The following is an 18555-nucleotide window of genomic DNA, read 5'->3' on the forward strand; positions in this document are numbered from 1 at the left end:
TAAAAGAAGCAGAAAACTTGATAAAGCCTTTGACATAATAGTAGGTAACAGTGGAAAATTGAAAGATGCATTGACGGTGGCATCTAAAGCGGCAGAAACGGATTCTAACGTCATAATACGTGGTGAAAGCGGGACAGGAAAAGAATTAGTTGCTAATGCGATACATTATTCAAGCAAAAGACACGATAAACCTTTTATAAGGGTAAATTGCGCTGCTATACCAAGCACACTTTTAGAAAGTGAGCTTTTTGGTCACGAAAAAGGAGCGTTTACTGGCGCAATAATGCAGAAAATAGGGAAGTTTGAACTTGCTGACGGAGGGACGATCTTCCTGGATGAAATAGGAGATATTCCAATTGAAATTCAAGCAAAACTTTTAAGGGTTCTTCAAGATAAAGAGTTTGAACGAGTTGGCGGGATAAGGACTATAAAAGTAGACGTAAGGATAATTGCGGCAACAAACAAAAATCTTGAAGAAGCCATGAAAAATGGCACATTTAGGGAAGACCTCTATTACCGGTTAAATGTTATACCTGTATTTTTGCCAGCCTTAAGGGATAGAAAAGAAGACATTCCCGTTTTGGTAGAGCATTTTATAAGAAAGATGAACAAAAAACTTGGAAGAAATGTTCAGTTTATTACAAATACAGCCATAAAAGCCTTGATAAAGTACGATTGGCCGGGAAATATAAGAGAGCTGGAAAATCTCATTGAAAGATGTATTACATTAAGCGATAAAGAGTACATTGACTTCGATGATCTTCCATCGTATATAAAAAATGTGAAAGACAGCAAAGACGATGAGGTAATATATTTAGGCGACAATTACGATATTGAAAAGATGGAAAATTATGAGTATAAAATAATCAAAGCCGCATTATCCAGGTATAAAAGTTTTAACAAAGCTGGAAAAGCTTTAGGATTGACACATAAAACTGTAGCTGCAAAGGCAAGGAAATTTCATTTGGTTGAAAATTAATATCAAAATGTATTTATGATTGATACTTTTTACCAAGAAAAACAAAAAATCTTTTCAGTTAAGTGGTCATATGCTGATATTTTCATCTGCATATGACCTTTTTTATTGGCATAGAATTTGCAATAGATATAAAAAAATAAAAAAATATGGGGGTTAATATCATGAAAAAGCTCATTAACAATCCTGAAGAAGTTGTAAAGGAAATGGCGTCAGGACTTCTTTACGCATATCCAACTTACTTGAGAAAGCTTGATAATGTAGATGTAGTAGTAAGGAAGTCATCTCCTGTTGAAGGGAAAGTCGGGCTTGTAAGTGGTGGTGGCAGTGGACATGAGCCTGCACATGCAGGGTATGTGGGGAAAGGCATGTTGGATGCAGCTTGTTTAGGTGCTGTTTTTACGTCGCCAACGCCTGATCAAATCTATGAAGCTATAAAAGCTGTAGATGGAGGAAAAGGTGTTTTGCTCATAATCAAAAACTATACAGGCGATGTAATGAATTTTGAGATGGCAAAAGAGATGGCTGAGATGGATGGTATAAAGGTTTCAGAAGTGATTGTAAATGATGATGTGGCTGTTGAAAACAGCACATATACGCAGGGAAGGAGAGGTATTGCTGGCACTGTTTTCGTTCATAAAATAGCGGGAGCTAAAGCTGAAAAAGGGGCTGAGCTTGAAGAAGTCAAAGAAGTTGCGGAAAAGGTCATAAAGAATTTAAGGTCTATGGGAATGGCATTTACACCATGCATTGTGCCTGCAGCAGGAAAGCCAAGCTTTACGCTTGATGAAGATGAAATTGAGATAGGAATTGGAATACACGGTGAACCTGGCACACATAGGGAGAATATAAAGAATGCGAAAGAGATAGTTGCAGAACTTATGGACAAAATTGTTTCTGATTTGCCGTTTAACGACGGTGATGAAGTAGCATTGATGGTAAATGGCCTTGGTGCTACACCTCTTTCAGAGCTTTTCATAGCAAACAAAGAAGTGAATGAATACCTTATGGGAAAAAATATCAACATTTATAAGACTTTCGTTGGTGAATACATGACATCCCTTGAGATGAGCGGATTTTCAATAACACTTTTAAAACTTGATGATGAGCTTAAAGCGCTTTTAGATGCATCAGCCGATACACCTGCATTTAAGCAATTATAGGATATAAGCTGAAAGGGATGATGATATTGTTGTTGACAAAAAGTGATGTAGTAAACATTTTAGATGACATAGTAAAGATAGTAGAGGACAATAGACAATACCTTACGGAATTGGATGCTGCAATAGGAGATGCTGATCACGGCATAAACCTTGATAGAGGGTTTAAAGCGGTGCGAGATAAGATGTCACAATTTTCAGACAAAGACATAGGCGCAATACTTAAAAATGTTGGCATGGTCTTAGTTTCTACTGTAGGTGGAGCATCTGGACCGCTTTATGGAACATTCTTTATGAGAATGGGCAATGTAGTATCAGGTAAAAACACATTAGATGAAAATGATATTGTCGCGATGTTTGAGGCTGGCCTTTCTGGAATAAAAGAAAGAGGAAAAGCGCAAGCTGGAGACAAGACTATGATCGACGCGATGGAACCTGCCTTGAATGAGTTAAAGAGTACATTAAGTGAAGGACGCGGTTTAAAAGAAGCTATAGAAGCGGCGGCAAATGATGCATACAATGGTGTTCTAATGACTAAAGACATTGCTGCCAAAAAAGGCAGAGCAAGTTATCTTGGCGAAAGAAGCATTGGACACCAGGATCCTGGAGCGACATCGGCTTATTTAATGATAAAAACTGTTGCTGATTATGTAGATAAGTTGCAACAATGAGGAAAGGATTGGATCTAATGGTAGGTATAGTTATTGTGTCTCATTCAAAGAAGGTGGCGGATGGCTTGTACGAATTGGCTGACCAGATGACAGGAGGAAAAATTAGAATAGGTAGATCTGGAGGCACCAAAGATGGGCGATTAGGCACAAATGTAGACGAAATCGTAGAAGAAATAAAAAAGTGCGAAAGCGGTGACGGCGTTTTAATTTTAGTTGATTTAGGAAGTTCTGTCATGAGTGCTCAAATGGCGTTAGAATTTCTTGACGAAGAATACGCGGGAAAAGTTGAGATAGCAGATGCGCCTCTTGTTGAAGGAACGATTGCGGCAAGCGTAGAAGCTTCAATAGGCAGTGACATATTAAAAGTTAAAGAAGTGGCAGAAGCAGCTAAGAATCTTGTTAAGATTTAATTGCCTGGATGAAACCAGGCTTTATTTTTTTGTAGAAATTTTTATAAAAAAATATTAAAATATATAATATACAGAGGGGGGTGAAGCCAATTTACGATCATATAGTTTCTGAATACGATACCAAGCTTAAAGCATACGTAGAAGAAAGGAGGTATATGGATGCGTATAAATACATTTTCAAACAAAAGAATCTTGTCAGCGATCTCGATAGAAGTATTTACTTATACTTAATTTTATGGCAAGTTAAAGTTGAAATTTATCTCGGTATTATTGAAGATGCGAAAGAGCACTTTTTGAACATTTTTGATAATATTATTTTATCTAAGAATAACATACCATTATTTATTGAATGTGTGCTACTGCTTGACATGTTTGAATTGTCGTTAAAAAAAGATGGCATATATGAGCAATTGATAAACTATGATGAAGAAAATAATTGGATAAATTTATATATTTTTATATTAAGTTTTAAAAATAAAAGCAGGAATTATTCAATTGAGGACGAACTACTATATATGGCAGAAAAAAATACTGACAGATTTTTTCGGTCGTTAATACATACTGTATTGGCAGAGGCATATAAAGATGATGATGATGCGAGATGGCACATTGAATTGAGGAAGGCTTATGAGCTTAATCACGACAATTTGAGAATGATTAGGCTTATGATACAATGGGGCGTCAAAGGAGATGATGAGCTTAGAAAGGTTAAATATTTTAGGTATTTTCCTGAAAATAAATTTATTTTAAAGAAGTATTACCAGCTTTACAGCGAAGTAGATGGTAAAGGTCGTGATTTTAATCTGTTTAAATTTAATTTATTAGAAGGTGGTGGTACAGGTGGCAGTAGTTACTTAATAACGTACGATGATGTCAATGTATTATTAGATTGTGGCATTAACTTTAAAGATGATAACGTATATTATGATAATTTAAAAAAAATTGGCGTTGATATTAAAGATATTGATTTGCTCGTTATTACCCATTGTCATCTTGATCATTGTGGAGGAATTGTAAACCTTATAAAAAGCGGATTAAGCTGCCCTGTAATCATGTCTTATGAGACAAAGTATATATTGAACGGATTTTTTTCTAAAAACAGCAATATGCAGGATTTGAACCTAAATGATGCTGATTATAAGTTGCTGAATAAAATAAACAGCATGACATTGACCGATTGCCTTTTTGACGAATCTGTGAAAGGCAGAAAAGTCTTAGTGAAACTTATGCCGTCTGGACATATATTGGGAGCTTGCGGGGCTTATGTAGAAATCGACGGTTTTTCGGTGTTTTATACAGGTGATTTTACTGTAAAAGATGTTGAGACAAATAGTGGTCTTACGATTCCAGATGGAATGCACGCTGATGTGCTGATTACTGAAGCTACGTTTGGATATACGTCAAGCTTTAGCGTATACGATAAGGCAATTCAAGATAAGTTGATTCTGGAAGTGATAAGGGAATTAGCCAATCATGGCGTTGGCTTTATACCTGCATTTGCTGTAGGAAAAGCTCAGGATCTATTGATTCTTATGAAGAAAAACTTTGAATACATGCCGTACAATGTGTATGTAGATGGAGCATTGTCACATATAACCATGCTATATGAAAAATTAATGGGCCCCATTTACGGAAATGGCGTGTTAAATGCAAACGACATAAAATTGTATGATAGCAAAAGGGAATTCATACGAAAGGAAATCTCTCTTGGAAATTGTCTGGTAATGACCAGCTCGGACAATCTAACCGAAGGCAGCACTTCTTTTGTGTACGGACGGGAGTTGATGTCATTTGACAATGCGATTTTGCTTAACATAAGCAACAACATAAAGAAACCTATATCTATGTTGCAGGAGAATATTCCTATTATAAATCATGGGATACTGCAGGATATTTTAGAAGTATTTTTGAAATTGACGCCTAAAAAGGTTTATATTGTTCACAGAGGAGCAAAGACAAATAGTACATTTAATATTGAGGAGATTTTGAATTTGTTTGATGATGTAGACGTTGTGGCTCCTTAGTGTGTCTAAATTTATTTTACCATGAGGGAGTAAAGGAGGAAAAATGAAACCATATATTGGCATTGACCTTGGGACTACTAATACAGTTGTAGCGTGTGCTGATTATATAGAAGATGGCAATGTGAAGATTGATATTTTAGATATAGAGCAAATTTCCGATAAAAACGGCAGTATAACAACAAAAAAAACGTTGCCATCCTGCATTTATGTGGATGATAATGGGAATGAATTTATAGGCCAATTGGCTAAGAATATGAAAAACATTGAATATGATCGCGTAATCTACAATAGCAAGAATTACATTGGTAATAGGAATCATGTTTGGCAAATTGACAGCAAAAAATACACTCCAGAAGATGTGGCGGAAAAAATTTTGTCTGTTGCTAAGGCAAGCGTTGAAAGATTTTATGGTGAAAGAGTAGACGGTGCTGTCATAACAGTTCCGGCGTCTTTTAATCATGATCAAATTGAGTCTACTAAAAATGCAGCTAAATCGGCAGGATTTTTAGAGGATCGGCTTATCTTTATATCAGAGCCTACAGCGGCATTATTGGATCTAATTTATGAAGAAAAGATAAGCGATAAACGATACGCTATCCACGATTTTAGCAAGCCAAAAAAAGTTTTGGTATTTGATTTAGGTGGAGGCACTTGTGACGTATCCATAATGAATGTGGAAATAAATGGTGATGATTATAAAGTTGAAGAATTGGCAATATCTCCACATACACAGCTTGGGGGTGTTGACTTTGATATATGTGGTGTTTTGTATTTATTGCACAAGTATTCTATTTTAAACGATATCGACCATAAGCGAATGCCGCATCATGTTGATGCAAAGAGATATATATTTAGCGTATTGTCGCTGGAGATTGAGAAAGCCAGAATCATGTTTTCAACTATAGGCAGTGGTTTAACAGGTGAAGAATACGGCGATGTAGTGTATAAGAATAGTTTGAAAAATTTCTATAGTGGGCAGTCATTTGAATTTGAAATAAGTAAAAAAGAATATGATGAGTGTATAAAGCCTTTACTTACAAAAGGAGGCAATTTAGGATTCAATATAATAGATCCCATAATTGATACTCTCAATAAAGCTAATTTAGGCAAAGAAGATATTGACGAAGTCTTCTTAGTTGGAGGCATGACGGCTTACAGCACTGTTAGGGAAACGATAGAGAACTTTTTTGGCAAAAAAACTATAAGCTACTTAGATCCTATGTATTCGGTAGCAAAAGGTGCTGCATTGTATAATTATTACAACGAAAACAAAAAGAAAATTGAAAAAGGGAAAATCATCATATATCCCGTGGTAGCAGAGAATATTTACCTTGATGTGAAAAATAATTTGCCAGTTCTATTAGTAGGACAAGGAACGAAAGCACCTTATGAAAAAGTGTATGAAGGCATTGTGAAAGTAGACAATGCTACAGGAATAAAGCTTGACATTTTATCAGGGAAAAGCATTTACGATCCAAAGATGAAAAGGCTTAAATCAGTTCAATTGACGTTTACTGACATTATAAAGCCTGGTACGCCTATTTCTATAAAAGTGACTTTTGACAAAAACAGGATATTGCATTTAGAAGCATGGGTTACTGGAAATTTTAAGCAGAGAATAGATGTCACATTTGATAAAGAGGTGTTGTATGATGGCTGTTAATTGGAGAGCTTTGCTTCAAGAAAACAGAGATTTGTTTTTTAATATACACAATGAAGAAATCAAAGAAGGCAAAGGATATTTAGGAGCTGCTGCAAATGCTGAAAAAGTGGAATCAGTTAAAGAACAGGTTTTTGAATACTATATATCTGATGTAAATGCACGGCTTATCTATGAAAAAACGCTTAAATTAGGTGCAACAAGCGAAAAAGGAGTGAATTTAATAGAAGTTGAAATCATAGATTTATTTAAAAGCATATTAGAGGAAGGGCAGAACCCTATCGAAATGTTTTTATACTGCACTAAAGCACTGAATTTAAATGATAGGAATATTTACCAATCTATATTGAGGATCTTAGTATCTGTGTGCAATTTAAGCAAGGCAGGGAGAGATGCTCTTATAAGCGTATTAAAGAGTTGGTCATGGGATATTCAGATGAAAATAGCAATAGAAGTCATAAGAACTATTAAGGAGAAGTCTGCTTTTGATACGCTTTTGCTTTTGTTTGACAATGAAAGTTTAAAAATCGAAGCTGCGGAATGTCTTTTGGACATTGGTGATGAAAGATGTGTAAGGCCTATTTTAAACATGGTGAATAAATTCAATGGGTTCAGTGTGAATGAAAGAAATGTGGCATTTAGACTCATAGATAGACTTTCGCGATTTGGAGAAGATGCACTGTCTGAAATTTTGAAGTGCTACATGAACAACGAGAATAAAAGCCTCAACACAGTCTATTCAAATGTTATATCTCGTTCAAAGGAGATGGCGATAGAAAGCTTGTCGAAGATGCTTTACAATGATGAGTACAATCAAAAAGCCGCTATAACATTAGGAAAGATGAGGATTGAAAGTGCAACAGATAGGCTTATTGAGGCATTGGAATCTCCTTTGATAGAAGATAAAATAAATATCATCATAGGTTTAGGATATACAAAGGACAAAAAGGCTGTAAAATATTTAATGAACATGCTGGAGAATGAGAATTTCAAAAGTGATGTTAAGGCTTGTATCATAACGTCATTGGCAAATTTGGAAGCTTTTGAGGCAAAGGACATAATCAAAAAGTATATGAATGACAAGGAGCTTAGAATAAATACTATGTCTGCATTAGTGCAGTTAGGTGAGATAAAATACTTAGGAGGCTTATTTGAATATTTGATATCTCCAAATAATTCTTATAGCGATATATCATGTGCAATCAAAGAGCTTAAAAGGCTTAAGGGTTTTAAAGACAGCAAGATAAGCAAGGAAATAACCAATGGCGTCAGATACTTAATAAGAAATAATGATGGATTTGCATGCTTAAATGCATTAAGGATTTTAGACACCAACATTGATGATAGCATGGCTGAAGAATTGATTTTAAAGCTCAAGACAACAAAGAAAGAGGAGATTCAATACACTATTTACAAAATTTTAGGCAAGAACACAGGTTTATTAAGTAATATCATAAATGAGAGGATTTTTATTGATGCGTCATTTAACGATAGCACCAGAATCAGATATCTTGCACAAAAGATTATTGAGAGGAATTACAAAGGAAAAGATAAACTTATAAAAGCATGAAGGGAAGATGTGCCTTGTTAGACAAAAATGGAATAGATATTGCCAAATGTTTAGATATATTTTTGTATTCTTTACCATACAGCGTATTGATAAAACCTTTTAATAATGACAAAAATCTCCAGAAGAAGCTTGCCGGATTTAGACTAAACGAAAAATCCAGCCCTCCATCAAAAATCGTTCCTATACTAAGGCAAGAAATATTAAAAGGAAATTTTAACTATGATGAGTTGATAGATGCATGGAAGGTTCTAAAAAAAGATCTTTATGAGAAGATAAGCCAGATGGATGTCGACGAAATAGGAGAAAACATCGTTGAGTTATGCCGCAATTATGGACGTGAAAATGTCGTTTCTGCACTTCTTATTGACAATAGGTGGGAACTTGGTGATATAATTAATAAAGCCATGGAGCTAAATGTGGATGTGGCTGATGAAAAATTGGTAGAAGACGATGATAGAATAGTGAATCAAAAAGATAGCGTAGACTTACTCAAAAAGGTCAAAAAACTTGAAAGAGAAGTAGAAAAATTGCAGGACAAATTGATAAAAGAAGAAAAAAAGAATATAATTGAGGTGGACAATTTAAAAAAGGCGTTGGAAAATAAGGACAAGGAAATAGCATCTTTAAACAAAAGATTGGAGGATTTAAGACAGGAAAAAAGGCATTTGGAAATGACTCTGGAGCATATAGGTGTAGAATTCGATAAACACGTAGTAAAACTCATTAATGAAAGCATGGCTAAGGAGAAAAAAAGTGAAAATTTAAAGGTTTCTTTAAATAAAATATTGATGGATTTACAACAAGACAATCAGGAAATAAAGAAAAACTTCTCTGAAATCAAGGAATTGATATTTAACATTGAGAAGAAGATTGCATCTAACTATGGAGGAACCGCTCACTTGCAATCGGCAGTAAGTTTAGAAGACGATGATTACTCTTTGTTGGACGATCTATCAAAAATGCTTAAAAATTCATAATTGCGAGGTGTAACAATGCATCATGATGAGATTCAAAAACTTAAAAAGATACTAATTGAAGATAACAATGATGAAACTAATATTTCGAGAGCTCTTAAAGAAGTATTTAAAAGGCAAAAAAGCATAATCATGACAATTTGCGTCTTAGAACTTATATATGAATCTGTATATCTATATGACATCATTTTAAAGAGAAGTGGTGTTTTAAAGTTTATAAAAAGTGTAGATAACCAACTGTACGTTACTGTTGAAAGTTACAGAGATATTGTCAGTAGGATTAGGCATTATAGACAGATAGACATGAAGATTAAAGATAACATCATAAAAACGCTTCAAGAGGAAAAGGATAAGTTAGAAGCAGATCTTGAAGTGCTATTTGGGTATTTTGTGGAAGCAAGGTATTGCAGTGATGTGTTTAATGACAAATTAAAGATTTTTAATCAGAATGAAATTAATATAAGCATTGATGAGTTTTACGATAAAATTAAAGAGTTTGTATTTGAAAATGAAGATGAGAAATTTGAGAGGATTCAGGAAGTCATATCAGCTATACCTTTTGCCCTTTCCAGAAAGAGGTTTTTTGATTACATGAAAAGTGGTTTGATCCATGAATACACTGGCTACGAGAAACTTTTAGAGAGCATTTTTGAGATAGAGGAAAATTTTTATGGAAAATTGGTAGAAGGTTATGGGGATAAATTTGCAGAGATAGCCAACAAGATAGATGAGCTTCAGACATTGGACTTAAAGAATGCTGCAAAAGATGATTTGGAGATGTATTTAAAAGATACAATATTGCTTTTAAGCAAGATACAGGATGTAAGAGAAATAGTTTATTCGCTCATTAGGATCGTAAATAGACTTTTAATATTTTATAAATCAGACAAAAAGATAGAAGATATTATGCATGAGGAACCTAAAATAAAAATCTTTTTTGACATTTACAGCAGTATATACGAAGAAAGATATACAAAAAAGAAAGTCAAAGACTTTTTAAAGATGTTGAACGAAAATATTTCTAATTGGTATTTTGAGCTTTACAATTACAATAGACTGTTAAGTGATGTGAATTATCTTGAAAATGAGATAGATACATTGATAGATGAAGATATACTGAATGATATAGAAATTTTAGCTGAGTACGAAAATCTGATGAATGATGACAGCGACGAATTTGACGACATCACAGGCGATATAATAGATGGAAGCATTGTTGAAGACGAAATAAATAACCTTGTTTCCATGATAGATGATATAATAAAGTTCATGAATCCTGATTACAGAAAGGTGCGCATGAGGCGACTTTTAGGAATTATACCTGTTCCTGGGAATTTTGAAAATGAGTTTTTAAACTATTTAAAAAGCTCTTTGGAGTTTGAGACGACGTCAAATGTTAAGGCTGCCATAATGGAAAGTGTCGACAAAAGGATAAAGTTGTACAAGGACATGAAAAACAGCAAGCTTTTGTATGAAGCTCTTTTAAAAAACGTCAAGGAAGGATTGTAGTGAATGAAAGTTACAAATAAAACTGTATCTATAATTATGACTGTGCTTTTATTTTTGATTGTCTTACTTTCGAATTTGCAGTACTTGGCGTTTAATTTGAATTTCTATATAAATGAATTTGACAAATACGGTGTTAAGTACGTTACAGGTATGGATAAATCGCAATTAAGCAAAGTTGCATTAAGAATTCAAGATTATCTTTATGGGAAATCTGAAAACCTTCAAATAGACGCTGTAATAGATGGACAAAATCAGAAGGTTTTTAACGATAGGGAATTGGAACATATGAGAGATGTTAGAAAGCTTTTTGAGAATGGCTTTTTGATTAGAAACTTAATGATATTTATTTATATTTTGGCTTTTTTGTTTCTGTATTTTAGAAAAGAGGATGTTTTTTATCATACATATCGAGGTATGCTTTTTGTGATATTGTTTTTATTCGTTACAGGAGCCATAGTTTCATTGGATTTTAACAGATGGTTTATATATTTTCATCACATTTTTTTTGACAACAATTTATGGCAATTAGATGTAACTCGAGATAGGTTAATTCAGATGCTTCCAGAAGGTTTTTTCAGTGATATATCGTATTTGACTTTCAGGAATTCAATCATTACATACATTATAATTGGATTTGTATCTTTTTTATTAAAAGGGAAGAAAGACAGTAAAATAGGCCTATAATGAAGGCCTATTTTATATGCACATTTGTTTTTCGTCTTTCATCAATTCGTCTATTTCTTCTCTCGTTATCGTCTCGTTAGACAGTAATCTATCTGCAATCAAAATTATCTTGTCTTTTTTCTCTAAGAGGATTTTCTTTGCATTAGTGTAGCAGCTATTGATTATTTTATTTACTTCAGCGTCAATTTTATCCGTTGTTTTTGTCATTCTAATGTCATATATTCTGTGACCTAATTCGCTCATGCCGTAATTGCAAACCATTTGATATGAAATATTTGTAGCTTCCTTTAGGTCGTTTTCTGCACCAGTTGATACTTCATTAAACATTATCTCCTCAGCGGCACGGCCGCCTAAAAGCATGGTTATCTTATTTTTTAAATCTGTCTTTGTCATCAAGAAGGCATCGTCTTTTGGGAAATTTAAGACGTATCCTAAGGCTTCTCCTCGAGGCACGATGGATATTTTTTCTACTGTGCTGGAGTTTAATATTTTTCCGATTATGGCATGACCTGCTTCATGGTGTGCCGCAATTTTGCGCTCTTTCTCCAATACTTCTGGATTTTTCTTTTGAAGGCCTGCGACGACCCTCTCTATTGCTTCATCAAATTCTTCTCTTCCTATTCTCTGCTTGTGCCTTATTACAGCGAGAATGGCAGCCTCATTGCATATAGACGATAAGTGTGCGCCTGTCATGCCGTGAGTTTTTTTAGCAATTTCATCTAACGATATGTCAGTGTCTAAAGGCTTATTTCTCGTATGTACTTTCAGTATTTCCAATCTGGCTTTTACGTTTGGATTTCCTATGTGAATAGTCCTGTCAAATCTTCCTGGCCTTAAAAGGGCTTCATCCAGCATGTCCAGCCTGTTTGTAGCACCTATTACGATTATCCCGTCATTGCTGTTGAACCCATCCATTTCAACTAATAGCTGATTCAATGTTTGATCTTTTTCAGAATTGTTGTCGTTATTTCGCTTGCTTCCTACTGCATCGATTTCGTCTATGAAGATAATGCTTGGTGTTGATTTTTTAGCTCTTGCAAACAACGCTCTTATGCGGCTGGCTCCAACGCCTACGTATTTTTCAACAAATTCTGAACCTGATGCAGATATGAATGTAGAATTTGTTTCACCTGCTAAAGCAGTTGCCAGCAAGGTTTTGCCTGTGCCTGGCGGACCGTAAAAAAGTATTCCCTTTGGTATTTTAGCACCCATCCTGTCATACTTTTCAGTGTTGTTTATAAAATCGATGATGATTTTAAGCTCGTCAATAACCTCGTCAAGTCCTGCTACATCTCTGAATGTAATATTGATCTTTTTGCTGGATTCCTTTTCTTTAGGTGGGAATTCATTTTTTAGGTTTACAGGCATCATTTCAGATACTTTGTTTTTGTAAAGCATGTACCCTATAAGCAAAAGGGTCAGCATTGAAATTATTATAAGCGCTGAATTTCCATTTTTGCCATGCAACATGCCTAAAACAATGTTTATTAACAGTGATAGTGTCAATAATATTATATATAAGTTTTTTTTCATAGCCATCGCCCCCAGTGATTTACTAACAATAGTTTTTGCCCACAATTGTAAATTATGCGTAAATAATAATTATAAAGATTGAGGGTAATTTTGGATATATAGTAAATTGTTGCAAAGGAGGTAATTTAAATGGATGTATACATGGGAATAGACGTCGGATCTGTCAGTACAGATGTGGCATTGATTGACGCAAATAATGAGGTTATTGATTATATTTATATTAGAACACAAGGACAGCCGATTAAAGCAGTTCAAAAGGCTTTGATGGAAATTAGAGACAGGTTTTATGGTGATGTAGATGTAAAGGGAGTCGGTACGACTGGAAGTGGAAGACAGTTGACAGGTCTTATGGTAGGTGCAGATATCATCAAGAATGAGATTACTGCTCATGCAATTGCGTCATCCAGCTTGATACCAGATGTTCATACGATTTTTGAGATAGGTGGTCAAGATTCTAAGATAATTATTTTAAGGGATGGTATTGTAGTCGATTTTGCCATGAATACTGTTTGTGCCGCAGGTACAGGTTCGTTTCTGGACCAACAGGCGTACAGGCTTAATATACCAATAGAAAGATTTGGAGATTTGGCGTTGGAGTCAAAAAATCCTGTAAGGATAGCAGGCAGATGCGGAGTGTTTGCTGAGTCTGACATGATACATAAGCAACAGATGGGATATCCGCTTAACGATATAATAAACGGTTTGTGCGAAGCATTAGTTAGAAATTATTTAAACAATGTAGGGAAAGGGAAGGATATAAAAGAACCGATTGTATTTCAGGGAGGTGTAGCGGCCAACAAAGGCATAAAGGCTGCCTTTGAAAAAGCTTTAGGCATGAAAGTATACGTGCCAAAATATTATGGAGTGATGGGTGCAATAGGTGCTGCGATACTTGCCAGAGAAGCTGTAAAGAAAAAAGGATATACACAGTTTAATGGATTTGAAATTGCCGATTTTGATTATAAAGCGCAGGGGTTTATATGTTCTGGATGTTCAAACAATTGTGAAGTTGTTGAGTTTATAAAAGACGAAGAAGTCGTATCACGCTGGGGAGACAGGTGTGGCAAATGGTCAAATTCAACAAACAAAAATATCTTTTCACAAAGTGTATCGTGATGCTTATTATAATATAAGGGCCGAATTTGGCCCTTATTATCAAACAAGTATTTCTATTTTATCTCCTTTTTTTAAGATGTCCGTATACGATGCTTTTTTGCCGTTTAAGGTCATTTCAGGGATTTTGTTTTTAGGCATGTCGAAGTCTACAGTGTTAAATATATCCACAAAAATATATTGTTGTTTACCTGTGAGAATTTTTTTATCGCCATTTATGTATACGTAAAAGCAATCTTCTTCATCTATGATTGTTTTAATTGCGTCCCCATCTTTTACCATATAATCGTCATCTACAATTTTATCATTGACAGTGACTTTAGATGCGTTGTACTTTTCTTTTATTTCTCGAATCGAGATAGATGCATCACTGCCATTTATGCCACTTTCGACAACTATTTTGTCTCCGTTTTCAACTTTAGATTTAAGATTTGCGACTTTGCCATTTTTTAAGATTTTAGCTGGTATTCCTATTTGACCTTTTATGATTATATTTTCACCGTTAAGGGAAAATGACAAATTTTTACCTGGCTTTGCGATTAATCTTTTTGAATCAAAGTTGGTTTTTAAAAGTACGTCCATTATTGTCATTTCTTTCAGGTTTAATAATTCTAATTTTTCGTCATTGAAATAAATTGTTATGAAATCTTTTTTTCTGTCCATCATAGTGGAGTATGCTATGCCTATAGGTGTTATGTACTCTGGACCTTTTAATTTTTTGCATTTGTAATCTACGATGGCAATAGTGCTGGCATCTCTTACTGAAACTCTCTCTATCGGTATAGATAGATTTTTTGCTATTTCCTCTGCTATGTTGGGAAGATTGCTGCTGCCTCCGACTAAAAATACAGCAGATGGACTTTTTCCATTGTACTTTACGATTTCATCGCAGATCTTCTTTGCGAGATTTTTGACAACAGGCGATATTAAATCTAAAACATCTAAGCGGGATATTTGGTGCTGCAGCCCTATGACGTCTTTGAATTTTATATCTTTTTTAGATGTGGTTTTGATTTTTTCTGCTGTATTAAAGTCAGTAAGGTAATGTTGCTGTATGGTTTCAGTTACTTCATCGCCTGCAAATGGAACCATTGAGTATGATATGATATTCCCGTCTTTTGAAATGGCTATGTCAGATGTACCTGCTCCAATATCTACAAGCGCTATGTTAAGCATTCTAATTTGTGGCATTATTGCAACGCCGATTGCAGCAATTGGCTCCAATGTAAGATACGCCACTTCCAAGCCTGCTTTTTTTGCCACTGAGTATAAGCTTTCTACTACATCATACGGTAAGAATGTAGCTATTATCTCTACAGAGATTTCCTTACCTGTATGGTCTTTTAAGTTTGTTATAGGCAGGCCGTCTAAATAAAAGCTTTTTATGGAGTATCCTACCATATGGTACTTTAAAGTGTGGTTTTCCTGAGATATTTCTTCTTTTGCTGCATTTAATGCAGACAGTATAAGGTTATCTATGTCGCTGTCTTTTACTATGTAATTTTCTTCAATGTTTTTTTCGACTCTTGCTATTTTAGTTTTCAGCGATCTTCCTGCTGCAGCAAGGCTAACGTTTTTAAGCGTTATTCCAAGCTTTTTCTCCAGTTTTTCTTTTATCTTGGTTGCAACAGATGCCACTTTGTCTATGTCGTGAACTTGTCCGTCAAACATAACTCTATCTGTATGCTCCATTTGTTCGACAGCCAAGACTTTCAGCTTATCATTTTCTGGCACGCCTACTATGCCTACTACAATTCGTGTACCTATATCAAGTGAAAAAATCAAATTATCATTCATCAAAATTCCCCCGACAAATATATCGTAAAACAAAAATATATTTTAAATAATTTTTAGATAAATGCATTATTTTATATTATACATTATACAATTTTTTTATTTAGCTTAAAAGTAATTTTTATAGAGAATGAGATAGGATATGATTAAAGAAGATGTCATTAAAGCGACAAAGAAATAAGGAGTACAACGACTCCTTATTTTATCACTTTCTTTATATCGCTTAATAAACTGCTTAATTGGTCTTTTGATATATACAATCCAATCTGAGTTGTATTCATTTGCAAATAGTATGTGGCATTGTCATCAGTCAAAAATTTGACTTCTTCACTTTTATTTCCGTCAGATATTGTCAGTGTAAAACTTGAATTGTTTCCAACAATTTTTTTGTTTGGGTCGATGCCTGTCGGATTCAACAAAACAATGTCATTAAGAAGAGCTTCTGAATTATCGCTGCTTATTTCTTTGCCATTGTACATCCATTTTCCACTTTTGTTTTTTTCTATATTGTAAGTCCCAGTGGAATCTGTGTATGTTATCCTTGAAATCTTGTCCTTTGATATTGTGTACACGTCTTTGTCCAAATAATTAAACAAAGTATCGTTGCTGGTTATCTGCAAATTTTCTATTGAGCTGGCATCTACAACGTATATATAATTAGAATTCTTAAGCTTTGCATAGTACGAATCTCCAACAGGCGATTTGTTTCCTACAATCAAGTCTTCTTTTTTTCCATCATTAGATGATACAGATATTGTAAAATCAGATTTATCTAAACCGTATTTTTTCACATCAGTATCAGTAAATTTTCTGCTGTATTTAAGGCCTGAAATCGAATTAAACAGATCATCTGTGCTGGTACTATCTGCTTTATAACTGACAGGCTTTATGACGTTGTAGGTGCTGCCACTCTTTTTAATAGCCAATTCATTGCCTGCATCTTTTATGTCTATAGAGGATATTTTGCTTTTGCTTATGCTTATTATATTTGTAGACGGCGCAGGCTTTTTCGTCGCTTTTGCGTAGTAATAGTATCCTGCAAGTACGCCGAGAATGACCAGCATTATTATAGTGTTTCTAAAAGTCTTCATAAAGCTCTCCTCCTGAAGAAGACGTAGCCGCCTATGATCCAGATAACCAAAGGTATAATTATAACTGTGACTATGAACATGTAGTCAGCTTGTTTTCCTGTCATGAACAATGTTGCGTAGTCGAGAGATTTAGGACTTATGGAAATCTGCACCGTTTTGTTTGTAAGCCAGTTTGCGCTATTCATAAGGAGATCTCTATTTCCTTCTAAACCTATAACTCTATCTGTAGCCATAAGGTCGTTGCCCAGCACCACTATCTTCATGCCTGTTTTGCTGTCAGATATGGTAATGCCTAATGTCAAAGGCCCTTTTATGTCGTTTTTGTCGTAAGATGCTTGCTTGCTGTTGAAATTCGTCTCTCCCCATGCTTTATCGCTGGTGGTCAAGAATGATTGAATCGAGATGTTGCTGCTATCTGACGCCTTGTAAGTTATGCTTCTGGAACTTGGAGCAACAGTTGCCAAATTGGCTGATTCCAGTTTGTCAGTGATGTCATGGTATCCATACTCTGGCACGGGTGATAAAGCGTCCATGAAGTAGTTTCTTGAAGGGTCAACAACTATGTCATTGTCGATTTTTACATTCCAATTTGACAAAATATCATTGATCGATTTTTCAGTAAGAGGGCCATTTTCAGCTCCCATCATGATGAAGGCCTTTCCGCCTTTTTTCAGATAATCCATTATAGCATTCATTTCTTGTTGAGTGTAATCTGACTTTGGATTGGCAATGATTATAAGCCCAGCATCTTTTGGTATGCCACCAGCTTGACCAATATTAAGGTCGTTTACGCTGTAACCTTCACCTTGCAAAGCCGACTTAAACGTAGTAAGTGAATCTGTGCTGTTTACTTCATTATGGCCTTGGATGATGTAGGCGTTTGTCTTGTTGACTTCGGTGACATTTATTATGGCCTGTGTAAATTGTTGCTCACCGCTAAAGATATTCTGGCCAGTTTCTTGAGACTGTGTGAAAATGTCGTATGAATTTACGATCTGTCTCTTGCTGTCGTCTTTGCTGTTTAAAAACAGCGTTGTATCGTAATCTGTAATTCCGTACTTTTGCGCGAGCGATGGATTTTTGTCAGGATCAATAAATTGCACTTTTATCCTTCTTGACAATGCTGTGTATTCATCTAAAAGATTTTGGACTTGCGTCTTTGCACTGTCGTTTTGGAAAAAAGCGTAGACTGTCACATCTGTCTTCAGATTTTTCAATACTTGTTTCGTCTTATCAGAAAGTGTATACTGTTTTGACTTGGTGAGATCCCATTTTACAGGTTTTTGAGCTAATACTAAATTGCCAAAGATCAATATGCCAAGTAAAATAACGATAGATAAAACCATGTTGCTTCCGTATTTTAATCTGAGTTTGTTCAATAGAATT

The 18555-nt window shown here is 34.8% G+C and carries 15 protein-coding genes; 11 read left to right on the forward strand and 4 right to left on the reverse strand.

What is annotated here, in order from left to right; genetic code table 11:
* The 10 genes from JJQ93_RS00005 to JJQ93_RS00050 all read left to right on the forward strand — a co-directional run.
* Nucleotides 1–979, forward strand: a 979-nt coding sequence (locus JJQ93_RS00005; protein WP_274892299.1) for a sigma-54 interaction domain-containing protein, incomplete at its 5' end; no start/stop codon positions are given.
* Between the two features lie 161 nt (nucleotides 980–1140).
* Entirely contained in the window at nucleotides 1141–2139 is a 999-nt protein-coding gene (dhaK, locus tag JJQ93_RS00010) for a dihydroxyacetone kinase subunit DhaK (protein ID WP_274892300.1), read from the forward strand.
* Nucleotides 2140–2165: 26 nt separating this feature from the next.
* Nucleotides 2166–2807: a dihydroxyacetone kinase subunit DhaL gene (gene dhaL, locus JJQ93_RS00015; protein ID WP_350494231.1), complete on the forward strand. Its 642-nt coding sequence runs from the start codon at nucleotides 2166–2168 to the stop codon at nucleotides 2805–2807.
* Between the two features lie 17 nt (nucleotides 2808–2824).
* Nucleotides 2825–3217, forward strand: a complete 393-nt coding sequence (gene dhaM, locus JJQ93_RS00020; RefSeq protein ID WP_085112333.1) for a dihydroxyacetone kinase phosphoryl donor subunit DhaM — start codon at nucleotides 2825–2827, stop codon at nucleotides 3215–3217.
* Nucleotides 3218–3297: 80 nt separating this feature from the next.
* The gene (locus tag JJQ93_RS00025) at nucleotides 3298–5241 is read left to right on the forward strand and encodes an MBL fold metallo-hydrolase (protein ID WP_274892301.1); all 1944 of its coding nucleotides are present in this window, start codon (nucleotides 3298–3300) and stop codon (nucleotides 5239–5241) included.
* A 43-nt stretch (nucleotides 5242–5284) separates the two neighbouring features.
* Complete coding sequence (locus tag JJQ93_RS00030; RefSeq protein WP_274892302.1) at nucleotides 5285–6904, forward strand: Hsp70 family protein; 1620 nt, start codon at nucleotides 5285–5287, stop codon at nucleotides 6902–6904.
* A complete protein-coding gene (locus JJQ93_RS00035; RefSeq protein ID WP_274892303.1) occupies nucleotides 6891–8471 on the forward strand; it encodes a HEAT repeat domain-containing protein in 1581 nt (526 codons plus the stop codon). Before JJQ93_RS00030 ends, JJQ93_RS00035 begins: the two co-directional genes overlap by 14 nt.
* On the forward strand, nucleotides 8468–9448 hold the full coding sequence (locus JJQ93_RS00040; RefSeq protein WP_274892304.1) for a coiled-coil domain-containing protein: 981 nt from the start codon (nucleotides 8468–8470) through the stop codon (nucleotides 9446–9448). The genes JJQ93_RS00035 and JJQ93_RS00040 overlap by 4 nt, the downstream gene beginning before the upstream one ends.
* Before the next feature lie 15 nt (nucleotides 9449–9463).
* Nucleotides 9464–10954, forward strand: coding sequence for a hypothetical protein (locus tag JJQ93_RS00045; RefSeq protein WP_274892305.1), 1491 nt, complete (start codon nucleotides 9464–9466; stop codon nucleotides 10952–10954).
* A 3-nt stretch (nucleotides 10955–10957) separates the two neighbouring features.
* Entirely contained in the window at nucleotides 10958–11638 is a 681-nt protein-coding gene (locus JJQ93_RS00050) for a TIGR01906 family membrane protein (protein WP_274892306.1), read from the forward strand.
* Between the two features lie 12 nt (nucleotides 11639–11650).
* Here JJQ93_RS00050 and JJQ93_RS00055 read toward each other — a convergent pair whose 3' ends face one another.
* Nucleotides 11651–13171 carry an ATP-dependent metallopeptidase FtsH/Yme1/Tma family protein gene (locus JJQ93_RS00055; RefSeq protein ID WP_045409132.1) on the reverse strand — a complete coding sequence of 507 codons (1521 nt, stop codon included), beginning with the start codon at nucleotides 13169–13171 and terminating at the stop codon, nucleotides 11651–11653.
* Between the two features lie 129 nt (nucleotides 13172–13300).
* On the opposite strand from JJQ93_RS00055, the gene JJQ93_RS00060 reads away from it, so the two are divergent.
* The gene (locus JJQ93_RS00060) at nucleotides 13301–14287 is read left to right on the forward strand and encodes an acyl-CoA dehydratase activase (RefSeq protein WP_274892307.1); all 987 of its coding nucleotides are present in this window, start codon (nucleotides 13301–13303) and stop codon (nucleotides 14285–14287) included.
* A 39-nt stretch (nucleotides 14288–14326) separates the two neighbouring features.
* On the opposite strand, the gene JJQ93_RS00065 is transcribed toward JJQ93_RS00060, so the two are convergent.
* The 3 genes from JJQ93_RS00065 to JJQ93_RS00075 form a co-directional block, all read right to left on the reverse strand.
* Complete coding sequence (locus JJQ93_RS00065; RefSeq protein WP_274892308.1) at nucleotides 14327–16081, reverse strand: cell division FtsA domain-containing protein; 1755 nt, start codon at nucleotides 16079–16081, stop codon at nucleotides 14327–14329.
* A 194-nt stretch (nucleotides 16082–16275) separates the two neighbouring features.
* Entirely contained in the window at nucleotides 16276–17169 is an 894-nt protein-coding gene (locus JJQ93_RS00070; RefSeq protein WP_274892309.1) for a DUF4340 domain-containing protein, read from the reverse strand.
* A complete protein-coding gene (locus JJQ93_RS00075) occupies nucleotides 17166–18548 on the reverse strand; it encodes a GldG family protein (RefSeq protein ID WP_274892310.1) in 1383 nt (460 codons plus the stop codon). The genes JJQ93_RS00070 and JJQ93_RS00075 overlap by 4 nt, the downstream gene beginning before the upstream one ends.
* Nucleotides 18549–18555 lie beyond the last annotated feature (7 nt).

Origin of the sequence: Thermoanaerobacterium sp. R66 (assembly GCF_028895185.1) — a bacterium.
Classification (GTDB): Bacteria; Bacillota; Thermoanaerobacteria; order Thermoanaerobacterales; family Thermoanaerobacteraceae; genus Thermoanaerobacterium.

Excerpts from the sequence above, each read along its gene's own strand:
- JJQ93_RS00030 (WP_274892302.1), top strand. The coding sequence starts at position 5,285 with ATGAAACCATATATTGGCATTGACCTTGGGACTACTAATACAGTTGTA.
- JJQ93_RS00055 (WP_045409132.1), bottom strand. The coding sequence starts at position 13,171 with ATGAAAAAAAACTTATATATAATATTATTGACACTATCACTGTTAATA.
- JJQ93_RS00045 (WP_274892305.1), top strand. The coding sequence starts at position 9,464 with ATGCATCATGATGAGATTCAAAAACTTAAAAAGATACTAATTGAAGAT.
- dhaM (WP_085112333.1), top strand. The coding sequence starts at position 2,825 with ATGGTAGGTATAGTTATTGTGTCTCATTCAAAGAAGGTGGCGGATGGC.
- JJQ93_RS00070 (WP_274892309.1), bottom strand. The coding sequence starts at position 17,169 with ATGAAGACTTTTAGAAACACTATAATAATGCTGGTCATTCTCGGCGTA.
- JJQ93_RS00050 (WP_274892306.1), top strand. The coding sequence starts at position 10,958 with ATGAAAGTTACAAATAAAACTGTATCTATAATTATGACTGTGCTTTTA.
- JJQ93_RS00040 (WP_274892304.1), top strand. The coding sequence starts at position 8,468 with ATGAAGGGAAGATGTGCCTTGTTAGACAAAAATGGAATAGATATTGCC.
- JJQ93_RS00060 (WP_274892307.1), top strand. The coding sequence starts at position 13,301 with ATGGATGTATACATGGGAATAGACGTCGGATCTGTCAGTACAGATGTG.
- dhaK (WP_274892300.1), top strand. The coding sequence starts at position 1,141 with ATGAAAAAGCTCATTAACAATCCTGAAGAAGTTGTAAAGGAAATGGCG.
- JJQ93_RS00035 (WP_274892303.1), top strand. The coding sequence starts at position 6,891 with ATGATGGCTGTTAATTGGAGAGCTTTGCTTCAAGAAAACAGAGATTTG.
- JJQ93_RS00065 (WP_274892308.1), bottom strand. The coding sequence starts at position 16,081 with ATGAATGATAATTTGATTTTTTCACTTGATATAGGTACACGAATTGTA.